We start from the raw sequence: 24,113 nt of genomic DNA, 5'->3' as shown, positions 1-24,113 counted from the left end.
AGCCGGGCTTGCGCGCGATGGCGTCAGCCCCGGCGATTCAACCTCTCAACGCTTGACCTGTTTGAGCGTCTCCGCAATCAGGAACGCCAGTTCCAGCGACTGATCGGCATTCATCCGGGGGTCGCAGTGGGTGTGGTAACGATCCGACAAGCCATCCTCGGTGATCGGTCGCGCACCACCAATGCACTCGGTGACGTTCTGCCCGGTCATCTCGATATGAATCCCGCCGGCATAGCTGCCCTCGGCCTGGTGCACCTGGAAGAACTCCTTCACTTCGCCGAGGATCTGCGCGAAGTCGCGGGTCTTGTAGCCGCTGCTGGCCTTGATGGTGTTGCCGTGCATCGGGTCCGAGCTCCACAGCACCTGCTTGCCCTCGCGCTGAACGGCGCGAATCAGCTTGGGCAGATGTTCGCCGACCTTGCCTGCACCCATGCGCGCGATCAGGTTCAGGCGACCGGGGTCGTTGTCCGGGTTGAGGATGTCGATCAGGCGGATCAGGTCGTCGGGGTTCATGCTTGGGCCGACCTTGACCCCGATCGGGTTGTTCACCCCACGCAGGAACTCGACGTGGGCGCCGTCCAGTTGGCGGGTGCGGTCGCCGATCCAGAGCATGTGCGCCGAGCAGTCGTAGTAGTCGTTGGTCAGGCTGTCCCGGCGCACGAAGGCTTGCTCGTAGTTGAGCAGCAGCGCTTCGTGGGCGGTAAAGAAGCTGGTTTCGCGCAGTTGCGGTGAGCTGTCCATGCCGCAGGCGCGCATGAACGCCAGGGTTTCGTCGATGCGGTCGGCCAGTTGGCTGTATTTTTCCGCCAGGGCGGAGTTGGCGATGAAATCCAGGTTCCACTTGTGAACCTGGTGCAGGTCGGCAAAGCCACCCTGGGCAAAGGCGCGCAGCAGATTGAGGGTCGCGGTGGACTGGTGATAGGACTGCAGCAGGCGCTCGGGGTCTGGCACCCGGCTTTTTTCGTCGAAGCCGATCCCGTTGACGATATCGCCGCGGTAGGCGGGCAGGGTGATGCCGTCGATGGTCTCGTCATTGGCCGAACGCGGCTTGGCGAACTGACCGGCCATGCGTCCGACTTTGACCACCGGGCAGCCGGCGGCGAAGGTCATCACAATCGCCATCTGCAACAGCACCTTGAAGGTGTCGCGGATCTTCGCGGCGGAGAACTCGGCAAAGCTCTCGGCGCAGTCACCGCCTTGCAGCAGGAACGCCCGACCCTGGGTCACTTCGGCAAACTGACGGCGCAACTCACGGGCTTCCCCGGCAAATACCAGCGGCGGGTAGCTGGCCAGGTTCTGCTCCACTTGCAGCAAGTGCGCAGCGTCCGGGTACTGGGGTTGTTGCTGGATCGGCAGGGCGCGCCAGCTGTCGGGGCTCCAGGGTTGGCTCATCATGAACTCGATAGGGTGGTTGACGGTCGGGCGTCAATGTTATCAGCAATTAGTGCGTGACCTGTTGCCGCCGGTTGGCCGACAATCGCGCCTTTGCCGTGCGGTATACCCTTTAGGAGTAGTGATGACCGAGGAGCGTGTCGAGCGCCTGCTGGCCGAAGTCCATGATGATTTCGGCATGATCCGCGTGCTCGAAGTGGCCGATTACCGCTTTCTCGAATTTGGCGACGCCATCGAGCAAAGCTGCGTGTTCACCGCCGACCCCAGCTGGCTGGAGTACGACTACACCCGCGCGATGCTGATCGGCGCGTTGTGCCATGAGCTGCCGGAGAGCGCGCTGTTCCTCGGCCTGGGCGCCGGCACGCTGACCCAGGCGTGCCTCAAGTTTTTGCCGCTGGAAGACGTCGAAGCCATCGAACTGCGCCCCGACGTGCCGCGCCTGGCCATCGAGTACCTGGGGCTGGACGACGATCCGCGCCTGTACATCCGCATCGGCGACGCCCTGCAATTGCTCGATACAGCCGAGTCGGCCGACCTGATTTTCGTCGACCTTTATACCGATGTCGGCCCAGGCGTCGGGCACCTGGCCTGGACCTTCCTGGAAAACTGCCAGAAAAAACTCAACCCCGGCGGCTGGCTGGTGATCAACCAGTGGGCCACCGACGACGGCAAACCCCTGGGGGCGGCGTTGTTGCGCGGGTTGTACCACCGGCATTACTGGGAACTGCCGGTGAAGGAGGGCAATGTGATTCTGCTGGTGCCTTCGGAACTCGATCAGGCGCTGGACCTGGATGCGCTGTCGGCGCGTGCCGAGGCGCTGGCACCGCGATTGGGTTATTCGTTGCAGCCGTTGATCAAGGCGATTCGGCCGGCAACTTAGTCGCCTGTTTCAACGCTATGGCGGGCAAGCCCGGCTCCCACAGGTGGAAATGCGCACCCTGTGGAAGCGGGCTTGCCCGCGATAGCGCCATCAGCCGGTTCAGATACCCTTGAACACCCCGGGACGCTTCTCGATCATCGCCCGCACGCCTTCCTTGGCATCCTCGCTGTTGAGCAACTTATCCACCATCGGCGGCAAGGCGGCGGCCGCGACGGTTTCGCCTTCGATGCGCGCCAGGCGTGCCGACATCAAGGTCGCCTGCACCCCAAGCGGTGCCTGGCGGGCGATGCGGCTGGCGAGTTCGATGGCGCGCGGCAGCAGGTCTTCACTCGCCATCACCTCCTGCACCAGGCCCAGGCGCAGGGCGTCATGGGCGTCGAACTCATCGCCGGTGAGCAACCAGCGCATGGCGTTGCCCCAGCCGGCGACCTGATGAAAGCGCAAGGTCGCACCGCCAAAAGGAAAGATCCCACGTTGCACTTCCATCTGCGCGAAGCGGGTATTGCTCGCGCACAGGTTGATATCCGCCGCCAGCATCAACTCGATGCCGATGGTCAGGCAGTAACCCTGGGCCGCCACGATCACCGGTTTGCTCACCCTGGGACCGGCGAACACGCCCCACGGATCGCAGCCGCCCAGCGGCGGTTGCCAGCCTCCCGCCATCACGCCGCTGACGTTGGCCAGGTCCAGCCCGGCGGTGAAGTGGTCGCCGTGGGCGAATACCACCGCCACGCGCGCGTCTGCATTTCGATCAAATTCGCCATACGCCAGGCTCAGCTCATTGAGCAGATCCAGGTCGAACGCGTTGCGCTTGGCGACTCGATCCAGGCCCAACAGCAGGACATGACCCTGGAGTTCACGGCTGACGCGGCTGCTGCTGGGTTGATTCATCGGGGGGGCCCTCGGGCGCAATGGAAGGTTTCGGACCAAAGGTGTTGATCGCCAGGTGAACCGTTTAAGCGTTACGACCAACGGGGCCGGGCCTTTGAAAAATAGACCCTCGCGGGCCGCTGCGCAAAGACTGTGACGCAGCGCGGTTTATCGGCACTTTGCGATAAAAAAAGCTCCCTTTTTCAGCTATTTCCGGTATAGTGCGCGCCGGCCTTTAACCGGGCCGCGTTTAGGTAGCGCAATTCCCCGAAGTCAGCTTCGGCTGCACGTCCGCACAGCGGACTCTCCCTTGACGAATCTTTTTCATTCATTCGTTTTCGCAAATCCCCGCCGACAAAGCAGCCAGGGCGACTCTTGAGTCTCAACACGGCATGCGCAGCTTTGGAGCATGGGTCTTTGCGGATGCACTTAGAGGCAGACCCATGACCCAGGAAACCGGCGGCTTCGCCGCTTTTAATCTTAACCCGAATATTCTTGCAGCCGTCGCAGCGACCGGCTACGAAGAGCCTTCGGCGATTCAGCAGCAATCGATCCCGATCATCATGGCCGGCCAGGACATGATTGGCCAGGCGCAAACCGGTACCGGTAAAACCGCCGCGTTCGCCCTGCCTATCCTGCACTGCATCGATCCTGCCAAGCGCGAACCGCAAGCCCTGATCCTCGCGCCAACTCGTGAGTTGGCGCTGCAAGTAGCAACCGCTTTTGAAACCTACGCCAAGCAAATGCCAGGCGTTACCGTTGTGGCTGTCTACGGCGGCGCGCCGATGGGCCCGCAACTGAAAGCTATCCGTAACGGCGCACAGATCGTCGTTGCCACCCCGGGCCGTCTGTGCGACCACTTGCGTCGTGACGAGAAAGTCCTGTCGACCGTGAACCACCTGGTTCTGGACGAAGCCGACGAAATGTTGAAGCTGGGCTTCATGGATGACCTGGAAGTCATCTTCAAGGCACTGCCACCGACCCGTCAGACCGTACTGTTCTCGGCCACCCTGCCACAGTCGATCCGTGCCATTGCCGAGCGCCACCTGCGCGATCCGCAACACGTGAAGATCCAGACCAAGACTCAGACCGTTACCGCGATCGAACAGGCTCACCTGTTGGTTCACGCTGACCAGAAGACCTCGGCTGTATTGAGCCTGCTGGAAGTCGAAGACTTCGACGCCCTGATCATGTTCGTGCGCACCAAGCAAGCGACCCTGGACCTGGCCAGTGCCCTGGAAGCCAAAGGCTACAAGGCCGCTGCGCTGAACGGTGACATCGCCCAGAACCAGCGTGAGCGCGTAATCGACTCCCTCAAGGATGGCCGCCTGGACATCGTTGTGGCAACCGACGTAGCCGCTCGTGGTCTCGATGTTCCACGTATCACCCACGTGTTCAACGTGGACATGCCGTACGATCCAGAGTCCTACGTTCACCGTATCGGCCGTACCGGCCGTGCTGGTCGCGAAGGTCGTGCACTGCTGCTGGTGACTCCACGTGAGCGCCGCATGCTGCAAGTGATCGAGCGTGTAACCGGTCAGAAAGTCGCCGAAGTCCGCCTGCCGGATGCCCAGGCCGTTCTCGATGCCCGCATCAAGAAACTGACCAACAGCCTGTCGCCGCTGGTGGCTGACGCTGAATCGACCCACGGCGACCTGCTGGACCGCCTGACCGCCGATATCGGTTGCACCCCGCGTGCCCTGGCTGCAGCGCTGCTGCGCAAGGCTACCAACGGTCAGGCCCTGACCCTGGCAGCGATCGAGAAAGAACGTCCACTGGTTCCGAACAGCGCGCCACGCGGTGATCGTCCAGAGCGTTCCGGCGACCGTCCAGAGCGTGGTGATCGTGAGCGTCGTGCTCCGGTTCCATTGGCTGAAGGTCGTGCCCGTTGCCGTACCGCGCTGGGCGCGCGTGATGGTATCGCGGCCAAGAACCTGCTGGGCGCTATCCTCAACGAGGGTGGCCTGGCACGTGAAGCCATCGGTCGCATCCAGGTCCGTGACAGCTTCTCCCTGGTGGAGCTGCCGGAAGACGGTCTGGAGAAACTGCTGGCCAAGCTGAAAGACACACGCGTTGCCGGTAAGCAGCTGAAGCTGCGTCGCTACCGCGAAGATTGATCCGCCCTTGGGCTGATTGATCGCACATAAAAAATCCCCGACTGGTTCGGGGATTTTTTTTGCCTGTTATTTTTGGGCGGTCTGCGCGCCCGTAGGAGCCGGTTTGCCGGCTCCTACAAAGGGTTGCTTTAGCCGAAGCGGTAGATGTCCATGCCCAGCGCCCCAAGGGTGAAACCCTGATGCGCCACGCTGAAAGCGCCACCGGCGCCACGCGCAAAATACAGCGGCAGCAGATGCTCATCACTGGGATGGCTGCGCACGGCATTCGGTGCCTGGCGGCGATAGTCGTGCAAGGCGTTTTCATCGTTGGCTGCCAGCTTGTCGACGACCCAGTCGCGAAACTCCAGCGCCCATGGCGTGATGGTCTCGGGCCCGGCGCGCCAGTCAAGCTCACCGAGGTTATGGGTGATGCTGCCCGAACCGATCAATAACACGCCTTGCTCGCGCAGGCTGGCGAGGGCGTGCCCGACGCGGGTCTGCAGGGCAGGGCCCATGCGGCTGGGCAGGGACACCTGCACCACCGGAATATCTGCCGCCGGGTACATCAGCGACAGCGGCACCCAGGTGCCGTGGTCAAAGGGCCGGCGCTCATCAATGCGTGCGTTCAGGCCATCGGCGTGCAGCAGTTCGACAATTTCGCCGGCCAATTGCGGGTTGCCCGGCGCCGGGTACTGCACGGCAAACAGCTCGGGGGGAAAGCCGCCAAAGTCGTGCCAGGTTTCGGGTGCGGGGCTGCCGGTGACCAGCAGCTCCTGGCTTTCCCAGTGCGCCGACACCACCACAATCGCCCGCGGTCGTGGCAGTTCGGCAGCCATACGCTGGAGGGCTGGGCCGCTGGCACCGGGTTGCAGGGCGAGCATGGGCGAACCGTGGGAAATAAACAGGCTGGGGAGCATGGGGAGGGTCCTGAGCGTTAACATGGGCCCATCTTCAATCAGATCATTGATCTAAATCTAATATAAGTTTTAGCACCATTTGATCGAATTTTCGGGGTGATCCATGGAGCCTAAGTTTTGGCAGGAGCGCTGGGCGCGCAATCAGATCGGTTTTCACTTGCCTGAGGTCAACCCTTACCTGCAACGGCACTGGCCGCAGTTGGCCCTCGCGCAGGGCGCCCAGGTGTTGGTCCCCTTGTGTGGCAAGAGCCTGGACTTGATGTGGCTGGCCAGCCATGGGCTGCGGGTACTCGGCGTGGAGCTGTCGGAACAGGCGGTGAAGGCGTTTTTCAGCGAGCAGAACCTGGTGCCGCGCATCACACGGCGCGGCGTCTTCAGCGTGTACCAGGCTGATCTGATCGAGGTGTGGTGCGGCGATTTCTTCGCCCTGGACGCCGAGGCCGTGGCCGATTGCGCCGCGCTTTATGACCGCGCCGCACTGATCGCCTTGCCGCCGTTGATGCGCGCGCAGTATGCCGAGCATCTGCACCAGTTGCTGCGTCCCGGTTGCCAGGGGCTGCTGATCACCCTCGATTACGATCAGACGCAAAGGGCCGGCCCGCCGTTTGCGGTGACGGATGACGAGGTCAAGGTGCTGTTCGGCTCGCAATGGACGCTGCGCGTGCTGGAAGAGCAGGACATCCTCGGCGAGAGCTGGAAGTTCGCTCAGGACGGCGTTACGCAGCTGGATGAGCGTGTCTATCAGATGACGATGCGTTGACCAGGCCTGGGTATTTACACCGCTTCGGGTACGCTGCCAGACCTGTGGCGGGGTAGATTGCCACCGGCTACGCGATCCAAATGTGGGAGCCGGGCTTGCCCGCGATGACGATATAACCGCCCACAAAAAAGGGGCGATCAAATCGCCCCTTGTTGTTTTGCGCCGGCTGTCAGCCGCGACGACGCAGTGCGTCGATACGCTCTTCCAGCGGTGGGTGGCTCATGAACAGGCGAGCCATGCCCTGTTTGATGCCACCGTTGATGCCGAAGGCAGTCAGGCTGTCCGGCATATGCACCGGCAGGCCTTGTTCGGAGCGCAGGTGTTGCAGTGCTGCAATCATCGCCCCGGTACCGGCCAGGCGTGCACCGGCTTCGTCTGCACGGAACTCGCGTTTGCGCGAGAACCACATGGTGATCGCGCTGGCCAGGAAGCCCAGCACCACTTCAGCGAAGATCGTCGCGACGAAGTAGGCAATGCCGCGGCCTTCTTCGTTCTTGAAGATCACCTTGTCGACAAAGTTGCCGATGATCCGCGCGAAGAACATCACGAAGGTGTTCACCACGCCCTGAACCAGCGCCAGGGTGACCATGTCACCGTTGGCGACGTGGCCGATCTCGTGGGCCAGCACGGCTTTCACTTCATCGTAGGAGAAGCGTTCGAGCATGCCCTGGCTCACTGCAACGAGTGCGTCGTTCTTGTTCCAGCCGGTGGCAAAGGCGTTGGCTTCATATGCCGGGAAAATCCCGACCTCGGGCATCTTGATCCCCGCCTCGCGGGACAGCTGCTCCACGGTTTGCAGCAACCATTGCTCATGCCGGGTGCGTGGCTGGGTGATGACCTGGGTGCTGGTGCTCATTTTCGCCATCCACTTGGAGATGAACAGCGAGAACAGCGAGCCGGCAAAACCAAAGACGGCACAGAAAACCAGCAGCTGATTGAGGTTCAGGTCAACCCCGTTGGCCGCCATGAACCCGTTGAAGCCGAAAAGGCTCAGGGTGATGCTGGCAATCAGCACGACCGCCAGGTTAGTGGCCAAGAACAGCAGGATGCGCATCATGGTTGTAGAGTTCTCCTCATGCTTAATATGTCGCGTACTGCGGGGTATATAAGGTGCGGCATGGGGTGATTCAACCGAGCGACTATTTCAAACTGTGTCCTACAGCCTGAATGTAGAGTCTTGAAGGGATTTTCCGGCTCGCTAGCCGCGGTTGGATCACTTCGCCGTTGCCTTGCCGCCCTGTAATTATAGGGTGCAAGTGCGAGAACGGGCGCCACAGGTGCCAAGGCTTAGGGCGCGGGTGGAGAAGTGTTGCCAGATACTCGCCGTACGACCGCATGTCGGTCGTACGGCGACATCTACCCTACTGGCGATAGGACTTGAGGAAGTTGCCGATGCGACCAATGGCCATGTCCAGGTCATCCACACGCGGCAGGGTCACCACACGGAAGTGATCCGGCCACGGCCAGTTGAACGCCGTGCCTTGCACCACCAGCAGCTTTTCCGACAGCAGCAGGTCGAGCACGAACTTCTCGTCGTTGAGGATCGGGCAGACCTTCGGGTCGATGCGTGGGAAAGCGTACAGCGCCCCCATGGGCTTCACGCAGCTCACGCCCGGGATCGCGTTGAGCAGTTCCCAGGTGCGGTTGCGCTGTTCCAGCAGGCGGCCCTGGGGCAGTACCAGGTCGTTGATGCTCTGGTAGCCGCCGAGGGCGGTCTGGATGGCGTGCTGGCTCGGCACGTTGGCGCACAGGCGCATGTTGGCCAGCATGTCGATGCCTTCGATATAGCTCTGGGCGTTGTGCTTGGGCCCGGAAATGGCGATCCAGCCAGAACGGAAGCCCGCCACGCGATACGACTTGGACAGGCCGTTGAAGGTCAGGCACAGCAGGTCAGGTGCCAGCGACGCGGTGCACACATGGACGGCGTCATCGTAGAGGATCTTGTCGTAGATCTCGTCGGAGAACACCACCAGGTTGTGCTGGCGCGCCAACTCGAGCATGCCCAGCAGCACTTCCTTGGAGTACACGGCGCCGGTGGGGTTGTTCGGGTTGATGATCACCAGGGCCTTGGTGTTGGGGGTGATCTTGGCCTTGATGTCGGCCAGGTCCGGGAACCAGTCGGCGCCTTCATCGCACAGGTAATGCACCGGGTGGCCGCCGGCCAGGGTCACCGCTGCCGTCCACAGCGGGTAGTCGGGTGCCGGCACCAGCACTTCATCACCGTTGTTGAGCAGCGCCTGCATGGACATCACGATCAGCTCGGACACGCCATTGCCCAGGTAGATGTCTTCAATACCGACGCCTTCGACCTGCTTCTGCTGGTAGTACTGCATCACCGCCTTGCGCGCGCTGAACAAGCCCTTGGAGTCGCTGTAGCCCTGGGCGGTGGGCAGGTTGCGGATCACGTCCTGGAGGATTTCGTCCGGCGCTTCGAAACCAAATGGCGCCGGGTTGCCAATGTTCAGCTTGAGGATGCGATGGCCTTCCTCTTCCAGGCGTTTGGCGTGCTTGAGCACTGGGCCGCGAATGTCGTAGCAGACGTTGGCGAGCTTGTTCGATTTGCTGACCTGCATGGCGATGTGATCCTGAAAATGAACGATCCAGACGGTGTGGACACTACCGTACTGCGAATCCTGCGGGGCCCGCACCCATAAATACGTTTGAATGCCGGTTGCGCGGGTGCCAGACTGGCGTTTTGAAGAGGCGCAATCATACGTGCCGCCTGATCCATGGAAAAGACACAGATCAGGCTTTTTCAGTTGCCGAGGTGTACCGATGGATAAGTTGCAGAAAACCCTTGAAGAGTGGCGGGACATGCTCGATCCCGCGCAGTACCAGGTTTGCCGTCTCAAGGGCACCGAGCGTCCTTTCAGCGGCAAGTACAACGAAACCAAGACAGATGGCGTGTACCACTGTATCTGCTGCAACGAACCCCTGTTCGATTCCACCACCAAGTTCGATTCCGGCTGCGGCTGGCCGAGCTTCTACGCGCCGATCGCCGAGAGCGCGATGGTCGAGATTCGCGATGTCAGCCACGGCATGATCCGCACGGAAGTCACCTGCGCCAAGTGCGATGCGCACCTGGGCCACGTGTTCCCGGACGGCCCGCCGCCGACCCACTTGCGTTACTGCATCAACTCGGTGTGCCTGGACCTGGTCCCGCGCTGAGCGATATAGGCCAACGTAAACCCCTGTAGGCGCACGGCTTGCCGGCGATGGCATCCTTGGGATCGCTATCGCCACAAGCCGGGCGCCTGCAGGAAAAAGGTGATAGTGGGGTATCAATGCCGCCAATTAAATTGCATGCAATTTAATTGCCTACTATGTTTACCTTCTTTTCTCCCTATCGAGACACTGCCATGAGCGACAACCTGCTGAGCATCCCGTGCACCACCATCAAGGGTGAGCAAAAGACCTTGGCCGATTTCGCCGGCAAGGCCATCCTGGTGGTCAACACCGCCAGCAAGTGTGGCTTCACCCCGCAGTACAAGGGCCTGGAGCAGCTCTGGCAGCAGTACAAGGACCAGGGCCTGGTGGTACTGGGCTTTCCCTGCAACCAGTTCGGCAAGCAGGAGCCGGGCAACGAAGGCGCGATTTCCGAATTCTGCGAGCTGAACTATGGCGTCAGTTTCCCACTGTTCAAGAAAATCGACGTGAACGGTACTGAGGCCCATCCTCTGTTCGTGCAACTGAAAAAACAGGCGCCGGGCCTGCTGGGGTCCAAGGGGATCAAGTGGAACTTCACCAAGTTCCTGATTGGCCGCGACGGCCAAGTGGTCAAGCGCTTTGCCCCGACGACCAAGCCGCAGGACCTCACCCAAGAGATTGAAGCCCTGCTCAAATGACCGACCTGCCTACCGTGTCCCTGGCCCTGGACGATCAGTTGTGTTTCAAGCTGTATGCCGCCTCCCGGGCCGTGACCCGCGCTTATAAGCCGATGCTGGATCAGCTTGGCCTGACCTACCCGCAATATGTGGTAATGCTGGTGCTGTGGGAGTGGCACGAAGTGGCTCCGGCGCAACCGACGGTCAAGGCCTTGGGTGAGCGCCTGATGCTCGACTCGGGCACGCTGACGCCGCTGCTCAAGCGCCTTGAGCAGCTCAAGTGGGTCAGGCGCCAGCGCAGCGCCAGGGACGAGCGCGAAGTGCACCTCAGTCTCAGTGATGCCGGTGTGCACCTGCGCGACCAGGCCCATGGCCTCAAGACCCGATTGTTATGTGACAGCGGCATCGACCTGAACCAGGCCGACGCCTTGCGCCACGGCCTGGACCAGTTGCTTGGGCAGATCAGAGACTTGTCGTCGTCGGCACCCACAGGTCCAGCAGGCCCTTGAGTTCTTCGCGGCGAAACGGCTTGGCCAGGTAGTCATTCATGCCCGCTGCCCGGCAACGCTCGCGCTCTTCGGAGAGGGCGTTGGCGGTCAGCGCGACAATCGGCAGGTCCGGCCAGCGTCCGCTTTGGCGGATCTGCCGGCTGGCCTCATAGCCATCCATCACCGGCATGTTGCAGTCCATCAGCACCAGGTCAAAGCGTTGGTCCTCGAGGAACTTGAGCGCTTCGCCACCATGGGCGGCCACGACCACTTCGCACCCCAGCTTGCTCAACATGCCCTTGGCGACCAATTGGTTGACCGGATTGTCCTCCACCAGCAGGATGCGCGCCCGGTGTGCCAGGGGCGCGGCCTCCAATTGGAGGGGGTCGAGGATCAGTTGCGGGTCGCTGCGTAAATTGCGCTGCAGGATCTGGTACAACGCATTGCGGCTCAAGGGGCGCGCCTGTTGCTGCAAGGGCGCCAGCGCCGCCACTTCTTCGCTGGGCATGAAGTTGCCATAAGCGGTCACCAGCAGGATCGGCGCGGTAATGGCAGGCCGCAGGCGGAACAGGCATTCCGGACAATCGGTGATCAGCAGGTCCGGGGCCAGGCCACTCAAATCCTCGTCCTGCGAGTAGCAGCGGGGTGTCAGCCCCCAATGCGGCAGCAAGGTGCTGAGCAGTTCCGTCAGGCCACTGCCGGCGCTGGTTATGGCGATGACCTCACCCGCCAGCGGCGCCTGTTGCACGGCGGGCAAATGCAGGGGCAGGGGCAGCTCGGCGCAGAACTGGCTACCAAAGCCGACCTCCGAACTGATGCTCAGACGGCCTTTCATGGCTTCGCACAGGTTGTGCGTCAACGCCAGGCCCAGCCCCGTGCCGCCAAACTGGCGGGTGATGCCCGCGCCGGCTTGGGTGAAGGGCTGGAAGATTTTCACCTGGGCTTCCTGCGCAATGCCGATACCGGTATCACACACTTCGATGCGCACCCGGCCATTCAGGGCGCTGAGGCGCACATCCACACGACCGAAACGGGTGAACTTCAACGCATTCGACAGCAAATTGCTGACGATCTGCCGCACGCGCGTCGGGTCGCCCAGCACCTGGGCGGGAAACTGCGGGTCGATCAGGCAGGTCAGCTCGACGCTCGGCGCGGCGTTCTGCGACAGCAGGTTGGCGGTGTCTTCGACCAGCGAGCCCAGGTCGAACGGGATCACCTCCAGCTCCAACTGGCCGGCGTCGAACTTGGACAGGTCGAGGATATCGTTGAGCAACTCCACCAGCACCTTGCCCGAGTCATGGGCGATCGACAGTTGCTGGCGCTGCTCGGCGTTCAGCGAGCTGTCCAGTGACAGCGCGATCATCCCCAGCAGCCCATTGAGCGGGGTGCGGATTTCATGGCTCATGTTCGCCAGAAACGCCGCGCGGGCCTGGGCCATGCCCAGGGCGGTCATCTTCGCCGCTTCCAATTCTTCGTTGGACTGGCTCAGGCGCTGGTTGCTCGCCTTGAGTTCAAGGGTGCGCGCGGAGACGATGTTTTCCAGTTGCCCCAAGTATTCGGTCAGTCGGTCTTCGGCATGCCGGCGTTGCTGGATCTCCGTCTCCATGTTTTCAAATTGCTGGTTGGCCACGCTGACCAGCACACCGATCTCGTCGTGTTCATGCCCGGCTGGGCAGTCCAGGCGGGCGTGCCGGCGGTTGCTCAGCTCGCGAATGACGCGTACCAGTGGCTGGGTCAGCATCACGTAGAAGAGGGCCAGGAGAATGCCGGTCAGCAGCAGGCTACGGGCAAACCCGTTGAGCAGGGTGATCTCGGCACGGTGCAGGAAACGGCTGCCGAAGGCGTAGGTGTCCACGTCCAGGCGCAGCACGCCGAGGGATTCGTTGGGCATATGGCTCAGGTACAGCCGGTCTTCGAACTGACGGTTGGCGCCAAACAGGAAATCGCTGATGGGGCGGTAGGGGCTTTCCATGCGCGGCCGCTCGACATCGGCCAGTACCACGCCGTTGTTGTCGATCAACTGCGCGTGAATGATCGCGGGGGAGTGCAGCAGGCCCAGGGTCAATTCCTGGGCCAATTCGGCGTCAATGTTATAGGCAATACGCGACGTAGGATTATGGCTGATTTCGATCAGCGAGCGTATTTCACGGTTGATGGATGCGTCTTCGCTGGCATAATCAATGCCGATTTGGATCAGGCTGAGCAAGGTTCCCAAGACGAAACCGACCAGCACAGTCAATCTGGCTTGTTTATAAGACAAGCGGTGGGCGAACTTGATATCCATCGAGTGTTGAACCACTTCACGTTTCCCTTCGCCCGGCAAGCATAGCTGAACATCCACAGGCTCTGGCTTGCCGGCATGAATCGTTTTTTACGCGGCCTCGTGCGATCCGCCGCAGGGTTGCCAATACGCCATCTTTTGCAAGAACTTGCCAGAGGAATAATCGTGGATTCTCGACTGAATGCTTTTCTTGAGCGGGCCGACGCAGTACTCGCCCGCCTTGAACCCTTGTTGCCCGCGCCACGCCAAGCCATCGACTGGAACCAGTGCCTTGCCGCCCGTTGGCAGCGTGAAGGTCGCACCGGCTTCCTGTTGCCGCTGGAGGTTAGCCTGGACATGCGCCTGTCCGACCTGATCGGCGTGGACAAGCAACGCGAACAACTGGCCCGCAACACCCAGCAATTCATCGACGGCCTGCCAGCCAACCACGCGCTGCTGTGGGGTTCACGCGGCACCGGCAAATCGTCGATGGTGCGTGCCTTGCTGGCCCAGCATGCCAAGGCCGGCCTGCGCCTGATCGAAATCGAGCGCGATCACCTGGCCGACCTGCCACGGGTGGTCGAGCAACTGGTCAAGCTGCCGCAGCGCTTTATCCTGTTCTGCGACGACCTGTCGTTCGAGGCCGGCGAGGGCGATTATCGCGTACTCAAGAGTGTGCTGGATGGTTCGCTGGAACAGGCTCCGGAAAACGTGCTGCTGTACGCCACGTCCAACCGTCGCCACCTGGTACCGGAAAACCAGAGTGACAACGACAACTGGAAACGCGTGGACGGTGAGCTGCATCCGAGCGAGGCGGTGGAAGACAAGATTGCCTTGTCCGACCGTTTTGGCCTGTGGCTGTCGTTCTACCCGTTCACGCAAGAGCATTTCCTGGACGTGGTCGAGCACTGGATCGGCGAGCTGGCGAACAAAGCCGGTTTGCAGTGGCAGCGCGATGAGGCGCTCGACATCCTCGCCGTTCGCTGGGCGACCGGGCGCGGCAACCGCAATGGCCGTTGCGCGTACCAATTTGCCCGTTACTGGGTAGGCCTCAAACTGCTGGAGCGTCAGCCATGATCGATCTACAACACGCCGGCACCGGCCTCGACGGCTACGCGATGCTGTGTGCGCAGCTGGAATCGCTGCTGGCCGATGAGCGCGATTTCATCGCCAACAGTGCGCAGTTTTCGGCGTTTCTGTTTAACCAGCTGGACGACTTGAACTGGGCCGGCTTTTACCTCAACCGCAATGAAGAGCTGGTGCTGGGGCCGTTCCAGGGGCAGATCGCGTGTGTGCGTATTCCGTTCGGTCGTGGTGTGTGCGGGGCGGCGGCGGCGTCGCGCCAGACCCAGCGCGTCGAGGATGTACACGCGTTTCCCGGGCATATTGCCTGTGACAGCGCCTCCAACAGTGAGTTGGTGGTGCCGCTGGTCAAGGACGACAGGCTGATTGGCGTCCTCGACCTCGACAGCCCGTCCCTGGCACGCTTTACCGAGCAGGACCAGGCGGGTATCGAACAGCTGGCGGCGATCTTCCTGCGCTTGACCGACTGCTGATCAACGAGGGGGCGGATGCCGCCCCCTTATTGACTCCCCAGCTCCTGCAACTGCACCTGCAGCAGCCGTTCCAGCTCCAGCATCAGTTTTTCCAGGGCTTTCACCTGCGTGTCGATCAGGGGGCGGTCAGCATCCTGCGCGCACACCTGTTCGAGGCTTTCGCATTGCGAAGCCAGCGTTCGGGCTTGAACGATGCGGGCAGCGCCCTTGATCTTGTGCGCCTGTTCGCTGATGTCCCGGGATGAAGCCTGGGCGGCTATCAAGGCGAGCAACTCCTGGCGATCGCGACGACTGCTGCTCAGCAACTCCTCCAGCAGGCGTCGACTCATCTGCGGATCGCCGCCGGTCAAGGCCTCGAAATTACCCAGGTCCAGGATCAGGCCGGCCGACCGCGGGCTGATCTGCGCCAGTTGCCGCTCCAGCGCGGTGAGGCTGATGGGTTTGAACAGGCAATCGTTCATGCCTGCCTGGGCGCAGCGCTGTTTCTCCTCGGGTTGGGCGTTGGCGGTAAAGCCCAGTACGACACAGGGCGTCAGTTGCTCGCGCTGCTCGTACTCGCGGATCGAGCGGCTCAACTCGTAGCCATTCATGATGGGCATGTTGCAGTCGGCTATCACCAGGTCGAAGTGCTCCTGGCGCCAGGCCTGGAAACCGGCCGAGCCGTTGTGGGCGGCGGTGAACTGGTGGCCCAGGTAGCCGAGCTGCTGGCACATCAACAGCCGGTTCGCCGGGTGATCGTCCACCACCAGGACATTCAGCACGGGCGCCGTCGCGGGGGCCTCGGGCTTGAATTCGTCCACCGCCAGCACCGGCTGCAGGCGCGTCATCTTCAGGTTGACGTACACCTGGGTGCCGACCATCGGCACGCTGCTCAAGCTCAGTTGGCCGCCCATCATCGCGCACAGGCTGCGGCAGATCACCAACCCCAGGCCCGCGCCGCTCCTGGCCAGGTGCCCGGAGTTGTCGGCCTGGGCAAAGGGTTCGAACAGGCGCATCTGATCGTCACGGCTGATGCCGATGCCGGTGTCTTCGACCACCAGTTTCATTTCGATCTGCTGCGGCAGTTGGGTGGGTAACACCTCGACCTTGATCTTTACCTGGCCTTGCTCGGTGAACTTGATCGCGTTGCTGACCAGGTTGGACAGCACCTGCTTGAAGCGCAACGGGTCGATCAAGACCTCGGTGGCGTCCAGCTCGGGCTTGAACTCCAGCAACAGGCTGAGGGTTTTCTGCCGGGCGAGGCCATCAAACACGCGCACCACCGACTCGATCACTTCCCGCAGGTTGACGCGTTCGGGCGCCAGGCTCAGGCGGCCGGATTCGATACGGGCGATATCGAGGATATCGCCGATCAGCTCCAGCAGGTCCTTGGCCGAGTTGTACGCCACTTCGATGGCCGGGCGATCGAGATGACCCTGGTCGGCTCGCTTGAGGGTCAGCTCGAGCATGCCGATCACGGCGTTCATCGGCGTGCGGATTTCGTGGCTCATGGTCGCGAGGAAGGTGCTCTTGGCCCGGTTGGCTTCGTCGGCACGCTCCTTGGCGGCGCGCAGTTCGTCGAACAACTGGCGTCGTTCGCTGATGTCGATCCAGCCGCCGATGATGCCCTGGACCTCGCCGACGGAGTCGCGGTACGGCAGGATCCAGTGGTAGATCGTCAGTTTTTTCTCGCGAATGTGCAGGGTGCGGTCGAGGATCAGCGGGTTGCCTTCGGACACCACGCGCTTGTAGTCGGCATGGTATTGCGCCGCCTCTGCCGCCATCGCCGTGCTGATCTGCAGGGCGCTTTTGCCGATCACCTCCTCGCGCTTGACGTCGAACACCTGCAGGTAACTGTCGTTGCAGGTCTGCAGCAGGCCCTTGCGGTCGCGGACGTAGATCGGGTGCGGGGTTTCGTTGACCAGCGCACGCATGAACTCGAACTGATCATTGAGCGCGCGCTCCGCCATCCTGCGGTGCTTGATCTGGCGGCGCATATAGGCGTTCCAGCCCAGGGAAATCAGCAATAGCAGGCCGGTGCCGATGATGATGCGGGCAATCAGTTGATGGTAGTCGCGCCAGTAACTGTCGGAGGCCGCGGTGTAGCCGCGCCAGCGACTGTTGATCACCCCCAGCTCATCCGGGGCGATGCTCAGCAGGGCCTTGTCGAGAATCGAGGTGAGTTCGGTGGCGCTGCGTGCTGTCGCCAGCGCAAAAGTGGCAGGGGTGGTGCCGATGCTGGAACTGATTTGGAGCTTGTCCTGGAACATCGGCGAAGACAGGAAGTAATTGGCGACCACCAAGGTATTCACTGCGCCGTCCACGTTGCCTTGCACCAGCAATTCGGCCGACTTGAAGGTGTCGCCGGTTTCTACCAGCTGGATCCTGGGAAAGTTGTCGCGCAGGAATGTTTGCAACGGGCTGCCCTGGGTCACCGCCAGCCGCTTGCCTTGCATTTCCTCAAGACTGCTGGGGGCCTGGCCATCCTTGCGCGTCAACATGACGTAGGAGTTTTCCAGGTAGGGGCGACTGAAGTTCAACTGGGCTTCGCGCTCGACGCTGGGGATGACCGCCCCGATGATATCGGCCTTGCCCGCCTCGACCTGATTGATCATCACGTTCACATCACGTTCGCGCTGGACGTCGAAGCGCAAGCCGGTACGCAGGCGAACCAGTTCCAGCAAGTCGGCGGCGATGCCGCGAAAATTCCCGTCGGAGTCAAAAAACGTCAGCGGTGCAAAGGTTTCGTTGACGATCACCTTGACCACCGGGTTGTCCCGCAGCCAGCGTTCTTCGCGCAAGGTCAGTTGCAGTTTCTGGTCGGTCAGCAGGATGTCGCTGCCGGCGCTCCAGCGCTTGGCGATCGTTTCACGTTCGCTGGTGGGCACAGCGCGCAAGACTTCGTCGACGATGCTCAGCAGGGTGTGCTGGTGCTGGGGCATCGCGAAGCTGAACCCATAGGCTTCATGCTTGCCGAAGTTCGCCATCCGCACGTTCTTCAGGTAGCCCTTGTTGATCATGTAATGCGTGGAGATGGTATCGCCGAGAAAAACGTCGGCTTGCTCGAAGGCCACCGCGTTCAGCGCATTCTGATACGAAGGGTAGGCACGGATGATCGCCTTGGGGTACAGCTTTTCCACCTCACCCAGGGGCAGGTAGTGGTAGACCAGTGCCAGGCGCATTCCGGCCAGGCCCTCGCTGAGGCTACGGGTTTCGCCTTCGCGGGTTACCAGCACCGGCCGGTCGACGGCGTACGGCTCTGACAATGCCAGGTGGGGGTTTGCCGCCTCAAAGCTGTTGGAGGAGCCCAGCAAGTCGATCTCCCCGGTTTCAAGGGCGCTGATCGCGGCCTCTCGGGAGGGATAGCGCAGGACCTTGACCGGCAGGGCCAGCGCCTTGGCGAGCAGGCCGGCGTAGTCGGCGGTGAGTCCTTCATAGTCGCGCCCACTGGACGTGAGATCGAAGGGCGGGTAGTCAGGGAAAGCGGTGCCCAGCACCAACTCGCGTTTGTTCTGTAGCCATTGGCGTTGGGCTTTGTTCAGGCGGTTTTCCAGTGGTACGTAGCTCGCGCGGCTCAGCAGGTTGAAATGTTCCGGGCCAGTTTGAGGGGTTGCGGGCACGGCGGCGCTGAAGCACAAGCCGGCACTCAATATAATCAGATAGTCCTTTATACACCTGGGCATCCGTTTTCTCACACTAGCGCGTTTCGTTTTGCCATCTCGATAAGTTCTACCAAGGACTTGGCTTGAAGTTTCTGCATCAGCCTCTTTTTATAAGTGCTTACAGTTTTATTACTCAGAAACATACCCTTGGCTATTTCCTTGTTGGTGCGGCCTTGTGCAAAAAGTTGCAATACCATCAACTCGCGGTCATTGACTGCCTTGAACAGTTCCAGCTCCTGGGTATCCACGCCGTCTGCACCGTGGGAGTTCAAGGCCTGGCTGGGAAAGTAGTTGTAGCCGGACAATACGGCGCGAATGGCGCTCAGCAGTTCGCTCAGGTCGCCTTCTTTGCACACGTATCCGTCGGCGCCCGAGCGCATGCAGCGTGTAGCGAACAGGGTGGGGGATTGGGCGGTCAGGACCAGGGTTTTCATCGAGGTATTCATGGCGTTGAATCGGCACAGCACCTCGAGCCCATCGAGTTTCGGAATGCTGATGTCCAGGATGATCAGGTCCGGCAGGCATTCGCGGACCATTTGTATGGCGTCGCACCCGTTGTCCGTTTCGCCGACGACTTCGTAACCTTCGTGTTCCAGCAACATCCTGATGGCCAGCCTTATAACCGGGTGGTCATCGATAATAAAAACGGTGTTCATAATCACATTCCATGCAAGTGCAAATAAAGCGGGCACATTAGCTCAGAAGTTGAGGGGGGAGCATGAACTCGAGGGGGCATAGATATAAAACAGGAAAGTTCCTACATTAAAAAAGGTAATAGCCTACTGGTCGCTAAGGCTTCGAGAGTCGGGTGGTCAGCGATTCAGCGGCGCGCCGCCCGAATCGTGGTGCCGGGGATTTAACGGCCCTTATACGTGTGCTTTTCGACGGTTTATATGTTTTAAGTCCTACACGTTTAAGCGGGGCAATGAGTGGGTCAAACGTGAAAACTCATCTTTGTTCAACGGCTTTGATAAGTAGCCGAGTAAGGGCAGCCCACGCTCCCGGGCTTGCTCGTGCAGGGTCGATAATTCAGCTTCCGGTAGCCCGCTGAGCAGGATGGCGGCGCTGATAAAACGTCGGCGGCTGGCGATTTCGATCAATTCGAGCCCCGGAAGGTCCGGCAGGCACTGGTCGCAGAGGAGGATATCGAAAGGGCTGTCGGCCAGCGTCATCAAGCGGATCGCCTGTTCGGCGTTTTCCGCCGGGGTCAGTTGCTCGAAACCGAAACTCTTGAGCAGGCACTGGGTGGCAAGCAGCTGGAACGGATGGTCCTCCACCACCAGGATGCGTAAGGGGTAACTGGGCATAGAAGGCACACAGTGAGTCAAGCGTCGATGGGGGGGCACGTAGGAACGGTTCGCCAGGTTGGCCCGGAGTGCGCGCGATTATTCCTCGTGTGGTTGTGCGAATTCGATCAGGCCGCTCTGTTACCGTCGTAGGCAGATTCTGTTCAGGCAACAGGCGGCGTGATCGGCGGGGTTATTGGGGGCTGGAGCGTCCCGTCATCTCCCGCGCCATTTCGGTGGCATAGCTGTCGGTCATGCCGGCGATGAAGTCGATCATGCGCAGGAACGAAGCGTGCAACGGCCACGCAGGGTTCGGCGCGTTGTTGCCCAGCAGGTCGAGAATGCGCCGGTTCTTGAAGGACGGGGTCCGCCCGCCATGCTGCTCCAGGGCTGCGCCGCAAAAGGCGTTCAGGAGGATCTCCAGAGTGGTGTAGGCACCAATCTCATGCAGGGTCTTGCGTTTGTCCTGGAAGATTTTCTTGCGCGCCATGTCCTTGGCATCCAGTACGCAGCGCTTGGCCGGGCCGTGCATGTGCTCGACCAGGTCGCCGGGCAAAGTCCCGGCCAACAGGGCGTCCTGCTGTTCGACGAAGGCCCGCGCCGCGGCATTGGTCAAATGCTCGATGGCCTTGCCGCGCAGAATCGCCAGCTTGCGCCGACGCGAGTCCTGGGAGCCCAGTTGCCGATAGGTCTGCGGCAGGTCGTCGCCCACCAGGTCGAGCAGCAGCGACTCGACCTCGGCGTATTCCAGCAACTCCATTTCCAGGCCGTCTTCCAGGTCGATCAAGGCGTAGCAGATGTCGTCCGCCGCTTCCATCAGGTAAACCAGCGGGTGACGCGCCCAGCGCTGTTCTTCGAGCTGCGGCAGGCCGAGCTTGTGGGCGATCTGTTCGAGGATCGGCAGTTCGCTCTGGTAGCAGCCGAACTTGTGCTTCTTGTAACCCAGGGAGTCGGCGTGGCGGGCGGTCCAGGGGTATTTGAGGTAGGTGCCCAGGGTCGCGTAGGTCAGCCGCGTACCGCCATCGAACTGGTGGTATTCAAGCTGGGTGAGCACGCGAAAGCCTTGGGCGTTGCCCTCGAAATTAAGGAAGTCATTGCGCTCGGCGGTGCTCATGTCATCCAGCCAGCCGCGTCCGGCAGCTTGCTGGAACCAGTGGCGGATGGCGTCTTCGCCGGAATGCCCGAACGGCGGGTTGCCGATGTCATGGGCCAGGCAGGCCGATTGCACGACCATGCCCAGGTCGCTCGGATCACACCAGTCGGGCAGGGCGCTGCGCAGGGTTTCACCGACGCGCATGCCGAGGGAGCGACCCACGCAGCTGACTTCCAGGGAATGGGTCAGGCGCGTGTGGATGTGGTCGTTGCTGGACACCGGGTGAACCTGGGTCTTGCGACCGAGGCGGCGAAACGCGCCGGAAAAAATAATTCGGTCGTGGTCTTTGTGAAACGGGCTGCGGCCCAATTCTTCCGGGCTGTGCAGGGGCTTTCCAAGACGTTCGCGGGTAAGCAGGGTGGGCCAATCCAAGGCGGGTACTCTCCGTACGGTGAATGTCCCTCCCAGCTTCCCGGTTCAGCGAGGCCTGGGCAAGCGAAAATCTACAAGCCGGCCGCGTCGATATCGATTAACAGCAAGCGCTGACCGTTATCGAAGAATTGTCCGGCGGTGAGGCAATACTGGTTGGTGGTGGCGTCGCGGTAGGTCGAGGACAAGGTCAGGCGGCGTTCTTCCCAGCCTTCGGCCAGCAAGTGATAAAAATACGGGCGCCAGGACCAGTTATGGCCCAGGTAGCGGCTGTCGGCTTGCCAGGCGTCCTGGCGCCACTCGAAGTTCGGTGTCAGCTGGGTGCCATGGCGGTCGCACTGATAAAAACGCAACAGCCAGGGAAAGTCCGGCAGTTGCGGCAGCTCGCTCAGCGGTGCCTGACCCTGGGCCCAGGCCTGCAGGATCTTCATCAGCTCGGCCAATTGCTGGCGCAGTTGCATGACGCGCCCGCGTTCCGCCAGTTTCTGTTGCACATACGCCGCGCGCAGCTGCGCAAAATGCGCCACGAAGGCATCGGTGGCAAACCAGTCCAACTGCGCCTGCGCGAACAGGTAGCCCTGCACATAGCGCGAACCGCACTCCAGGGCGAAATTCAACTGGGCTTCGGTTTCCACGCCTTCGGCAATGATCCAGCAGCCGGTTTTTTCCGCCATCTGCGCCAATGCGCGCACCACTTCACTGCTCGGCCCACCCTTGGCAGCTTCCTGGAACAGACGCATGTCGAGCTTGAGAATATCCGGCTGCAACGCCAGCACCCGGTCGAGCTGGGAATAGCCGGCACCAAAGTCGTCGATGGCGATGCGCGCGCCCGCCTCGCGATAGCGCGCCACCACCTGGGCCAGGCGCTGGATATCGCCACCCAGCTCAGTGATCTCGAACACGATGCGCCGTGGGTCGACGCCATGCTGGTGGATCTGCCTCAGGCTCGGCAGGGCCTGGCCCGGGCGCAGGCGGTTGATCCAGCGCGGCGAGATGTTCAGGCTCAGGAACCAGTCTTCGGGGGCCTCATGCAAACGGCTCAGCGCATTGTCGCGAATCTGCCGGTCGAGGCGGCGCAAGCCCACACCCGGCGTGCGCGGATCGGCGAACAGCGGGCCGACGGACTGCAGGCGCCCATCCGCCTGGCGCAGGCGGCCGAGGGCTTCGACGCCGGCGATACGGCCCGTGGCGGTGTCGATGAACGGTTGGAAGCAGGCGAGCGGTTGCCCGTCGATCACGGGGCCTCCTTAGATGCGTTGCCGAAAAAAAGGCCCGGCCCTCGAAAACGAGGACCGGGCCGTTTCTGTTAGCAAGAATGCAGCCAGCTGGCTCAGCTTTTGCGCGAACTGCCCTGCATGGCCAATTTGATCAGCGGGATCAGGCCGGCACCGAGGCGCACCAGGCGCGTCAGGCTGCTGATCCCGCCGCCCTTGGCGCCTTTGCCGGTAAAGAAGCCCATCAGCGTGACGGCGGCCACGCCCCACAGCGGCGCGTGCTTGATGCCCAACCCGCCCTGGAAGCTCTGGCCCATGTTGCGCACCTTGTTCAGAGGCACCATCAGTTGCTGGGACTCATGGCGGATCTCCTGGCGGTGCATCTCCATGCGCAGGCGAATCAACGCCTTGCGCATTTCCCGGCGCGAGGTTTGCTGGATTTCATTCGAGCTCATGGCAGCAGGCGCTCCCGATCATTGGCCAACTCTTCGAGGGTGGCGTGGAAGGGCGTGGACTCATCGAACACTGCCGCTTTCAAGCGCACCCCGCAGAAGGCGGCGGCCAGGCTGTAGAAGACGCACAGGCAGATGATCCCGGTGAGGCGGTAACCGGTGTCCCACACGAGGATCATCACCAATGTCGACAGCCCCACCAGCAACAGCAGGGCAAACACCAGCGCCAGGCCGGCAAACAGCAGCAGGCTGACAGTGCGCGCCTTCTGCTCCTGCAATTCGATACCAAACAGTTCGACATGGCTGTGCAGCAAGCCCAGCACGGCCGCGCCCAGACGTCGAGAGGTTGTGCCCGTGGACGAGCTGCTTTCGCCGATAGACATGATTTAGCGCCTTGTAGCCAGCAGACCGATCAAGAAGCCCACACCGGCAGCGATACCGACGGACTGCCATGGGTTGGCCTGGACGTAATCCTCGGTGGCCGTGACCGCCGCCTGGCCGCGTTCGCGCAGGGACTCTTCGGTCAGTTGCAGGGTTTCACGGGCCTTGAGCAGGCTTTCGTGGATCTTGCTGCGCAGCTCATCGGCCTGGTCGCCGGCCAGGACCTTGGTGTCGTCCAGCAACCGTTCGGTGTCACTGACCAGGGTTTGGAAATCCGCCATCAGTATTTCTTGAGCAGTCTTTGCAGTTCTTCTGGCCATGGTTATCTCCGTGATTGGCTGATCGTTACGTGTGTTTTCGAGTCACCGGCATCGGTGAAGGTTCAGTTCAATTGTGTGGTACAGCTTTTGCTTTGCCTTGGTGCGCACGCCCCGGGGCCTGCGCTGAATCTGGGCGGCCTGAGGCCAATGCCTTGAAAAACCTTACCCTAAATCACTCAAACCCGCGGAAAAACCCTGTCGGCAACGGCCTGTTGTGTTAATCGCTGCGCTAAAGCGGTTCATGCCCTCTGAAG

Annotated in this window: 22 protein-coding genes; 8 read left to right on the top strand and 14 right to left on the bottom strand. The window is 61.5% G+C overall.

From position 1 onward, the window contains the following. Positions 1 to 45: 45 nt before the first annotated feature. Positions 46 to 1,392, bottom strand: a complete 1,347-nt coding sequence (locus AC07SI_RS15240) for a class II 3-deoxy-7-phosphoheptulonate synthase (RefSeq protein ID WP_106804736.1) — start codon at positions 1,390 to 1,392, stop codon at positions 46 to 48. A 124-nt stretch (positions 1,393 to 1,516) separates the two neighbouring features. Here AC07SI_RS15240 and AC07SI_RS15235 point away from each other — a divergent pair, with 124 nt between their 5' ends. Next, on the top strand, positions 1,517 to 2,272 hold the full coding sequence (locus AC07SI_RS15235) for a spermidine synthase (RefSeq protein WP_065901696.1): 756 nt from the start codon (positions 1,517 to 1,519) through the stop codon (positions 2,270 to 2,272). A 99-nt stretch (positions 2,273 to 2,371) separates the two neighbouring features. Here AC07SI_RS15235 and AC07SI_RS15230 read toward each other — a convergent pair whose 3' ends face one another. Continuing rightward, positions 2,372 to 3,163 carry a crotonase/enoyl-CoA hydratase family protein gene (locus AC07SI_RS15230; protein WP_065901693.1) on the bottom strand — a complete coding sequence of 264 codons (792 nt, stop codon included), beginning with the start codon at positions 3,161 to 3,163 and terminating at the stop codon, positions 2,372 to 2,374. Between the two features lie 422 nt (positions 3,164 to 3,585). Between AC07SI_RS15230 and AC07SI_RS15225 the strand changes: the two genes are divergently transcribed. Next, positions 3,586 to 5,259 (top strand): DEAD/DEAH box helicase, encoded by a 1,674-nt coding sequence (locus tag AC07SI_RS15225; protein ID WP_065901692.1) that lies wholly within the window; start codon positions 3,586 to 3,588, stop codon positions 5,257 to 5,259. 128 nt (positions 5,260 to 5,387) lie between these two features. On the opposite strand, the gene AC07SI_RS15220 is transcribed toward AC07SI_RS15225, so the two are convergent. Then, positions 5,388 to 6,155, bottom strand: coding sequence for a DODA-type extradiol aromatic ring-opening family dioxygenase (locus AC07SI_RS15220; protein ID WP_495005997.1), 768 nt, complete (start codon positions 6,153 to 6,155; stop codon positions 5,388 to 5,390). Positions 6,156 to 6,258: 103 nt separating this feature from the next. Between AC07SI_RS15220 and AC07SI_RS15215 the strand changes: the two genes are divergently transcribed. Next, complete coding sequence (locus AC07SI_RS15215) at positions 6,259 to 6,915, top strand: thiopurine S-methyltransferase (RefSeq protein WP_495005996.1); 657 nt, start codon at positions 6,259 to 6,261, stop codon at positions 6,913 to 6,915. Positions 6,916 to 7,084: 169 nt separating this feature from the next. Here AC07SI_RS15215 and htpX read toward each other — a convergent pair whose 3' ends face one another. Both htpX and AC07SI_RS15205 read right to left on the bottom strand, forming a co-directional pair. Further along, positions 7,085 to 7,972, bottom strand: coding sequence for a protease HtpX (htpX, locus tag AC07SI_RS15210; protein WP_034102803.1), 888 nt, complete (start codon positions 7,970 to 7,972; stop codon positions 7,085 to 7,087). A gap of 304 nt (positions 7,973 to 8,276) precedes the next feature. Then, positions 8,277 to 9,488: a pyridoxal phosphate-dependent aminotransferase gene (locus AC07SI_RS15205; protein ID WP_016978462.1), complete on the bottom strand. Its 1,212-nt coding sequence runs from the start codon at positions 9,486 to 9,488 to the stop codon at positions 8,277 to 8,279. 202 nt (positions 9,489 to 9,690) lie between these two features. Between AC07SI_RS15205 and msrB the strand changes: the two genes are divergently transcribed. From msrB to AC07SI_RS15190, 3 genes are all read left to right on the top strand, one after another. Beyond that, positions 9,691 to 10,083, top strand: coding sequence for a peptide-methionine (R)-S-oxide reductase MsrB (gene msrB / locus AC07SI_RS15200; RefSeq protein ID WP_106804732.1), 393 nt, complete (start codon positions 9,691 to 9,693; stop codon positions 10,081 to 10,083). Positions 10,084 to 10,274: 191 nt separating this feature from the next. Next, positions 10,275 to 10,760, top strand: coding sequence for a glutathione peroxidase (locus AC07SI_RS15195; protein WP_065901684.1), 486 nt, complete (start codon positions 10,275 to 10,277; stop codon positions 10,758 to 10,760). After that, on the top strand, positions 10,757 to 11,248 hold the full coding sequence (locus tag AC07SI_RS15190; RefSeq protein WP_065901682.1) for a MarR family winged helix-turn-helix transcriptional regulator: 492 nt from the start codon (positions 10,757 to 10,759) through the stop codon (positions 11,246 to 11,248). The genes AC07SI_RS15195 and AC07SI_RS15190 overlap by 4 nt, the downstream gene beginning before the upstream one ends. Here AC07SI_RS15190 and AC07SI_RS15185 read toward each other — a convergent pair. Next, positions 11,202 to 13,511: a hybrid sensor histidine kinase/response regulator gene (locus AC07SI_RS15185; RefSeq protein WP_065901680.1), complete on the bottom strand. Its 2,310-nt coding sequence runs from the start codon at positions 13,509 to 13,511 to the stop codon at positions 11,202 to 11,204. The two genes, AC07SI_RS15190 and AC07SI_RS15185, sit on opposite strands and share 47 nt — an antisense overlap. A 162-nt stretch (positions 13,512 to 13,673) precedes the next feature. Between AC07SI_RS15185 and AC07SI_RS15180 the strand changes: the two genes are divergently transcribed. After that, positions 13,674 to 14,564, top strand: a complete 891-nt coding sequence (locus AC07SI_RS15180; RefSeq protein ID WP_065901679.1) for an ATP-binding protein — start codon at positions 13,674 to 13,676, stop codon at positions 14,562 to 14,564. Continuing rightward, positions 14,561 to 15,043, top strand: a complete 483-nt coding sequence (locus tag AC07SI_RS15175) for a GAF domain-containing protein (RefSeq protein ID WP_106804729.1) — start codon at positions 14,561 to 14,563, stop codon at positions 15,041 to 15,043. The genes AC07SI_RS15180 and AC07SI_RS15175 overlap by 4 nt, the downstream gene beginning before the upstream one ends. A gap of 26 nt (positions 15,044 to 15,069) precedes the next feature. Here the strand turns inward: AC07SI_RS15175 and AC07SI_RS15170 are convergent, their stop codons facing one another. The 8 genes from AC07SI_RS15170 to AC07SI_RS15135 all read right to left on the bottom strand — a co-directional run bounded on the left by AC07SI_RS15170 (position 15,070) and on the right by AC07SI_RS15135 (position 23,859). Further along, the gene (locus AC07SI_RS15170; protein WP_495005995.1) at positions 15,070 to 18,705 is read right to left on the bottom strand and encodes a transporter substrate-binding domain-containing protein; all 3,636 of its coding nucleotides are present in this window, start codon (positions 18,703 to 18,705) and stop codon (positions 15,070 to 15,072) included. A gap of 8 nt (positions 18,706 to 18,713) precedes the next feature. Beyond that, positions 18,714 to 19,340: a response regulator transcription factor gene (locus AC07SI_RS15165; RefSeq protein WP_065901673.1), complete on the bottom strand. Its 627-nt coding sequence runs from the start codon at positions 19,338 to 19,340 to the stop codon at positions 18,714 to 18,716. A 249-nt stretch (positions 19,341 to 19,589) separates the two neighbouring features. Beyond that, a complete protein-coding gene (locus tag AC07SI_RS15160; protein WP_065901671.1) occupies positions 19,590 to 19,991 on the bottom strand; it encodes a response regulator in 402 nt (133 codons plus the stop codon). Positions 19,992 to 20,163: 172 nt separating this feature from the next. Then, positions 20,164 to 21,495, bottom strand: coding sequence for a deoxyguanosinetriphosphate triphosphohydrolase (locus AC07SI_RS15155; protein ID WP_065901669.1), 1,332 nt, complete (start codon positions 21,493 to 21,495; stop codon positions 20,164 to 20,166). Positions 21,496 to 21,566: 71 nt separating this feature from the next. Continuing rightward, a complete protein-coding gene (locus AC07SI_RS15150) occupies positions 21,567 to 22,730 on the bottom strand; it encodes an EAL domain-containing protein (RefSeq protein ID WP_106804726.1) in 1,164 nt (387 codons plus the stop codon). 92 nt (positions 22,731 to 22,822) lie between these two features. Next, complete coding sequence (locus AC07SI_RS15145; protein WP_065901665.1) at positions 22,823 to 23,161, bottom strand: hypothetical protein; 339 nt, start codon at positions 23,159 to 23,161, stop codon at positions 22,823 to 22,825. After that, positions 23,158 to 23,541, bottom strand: coding sequence for a phage holin family protein (locus AC07SI_RS15140; RefSeq protein ID WP_065901663.1), 384 nt, complete (start codon positions 23,539 to 23,541; stop codon positions 23,158 to 23,160). Before AC07SI_RS15140 ends, AC07SI_RS15145 begins: the two co-directional genes overlap by 4 nt. A 3-nt stretch (positions 23,542 to 23,544) precedes the next feature. Then, on the bottom strand, positions 23,545 to 23,859 hold the full coding sequence (locus AC07SI_RS15135; RefSeq protein ID WP_065901661.1) for an ElaB/YgaM/YqjD family protein: 315 nt from the start codon (positions 23,857 to 23,859) through the stop codon (positions 23,545 to 23,547). Positions 23,860 to 24,113: the final 254 nt, after the last annotated feature.

The organism is Pseudomonas sp. GW821-FHT05D12, from assembly GCF_059419825.1.
Note: the sequence above shows the minus strand (reverse complement) of the source record. Positions and strands in the feature narration are given on the sequence as shown.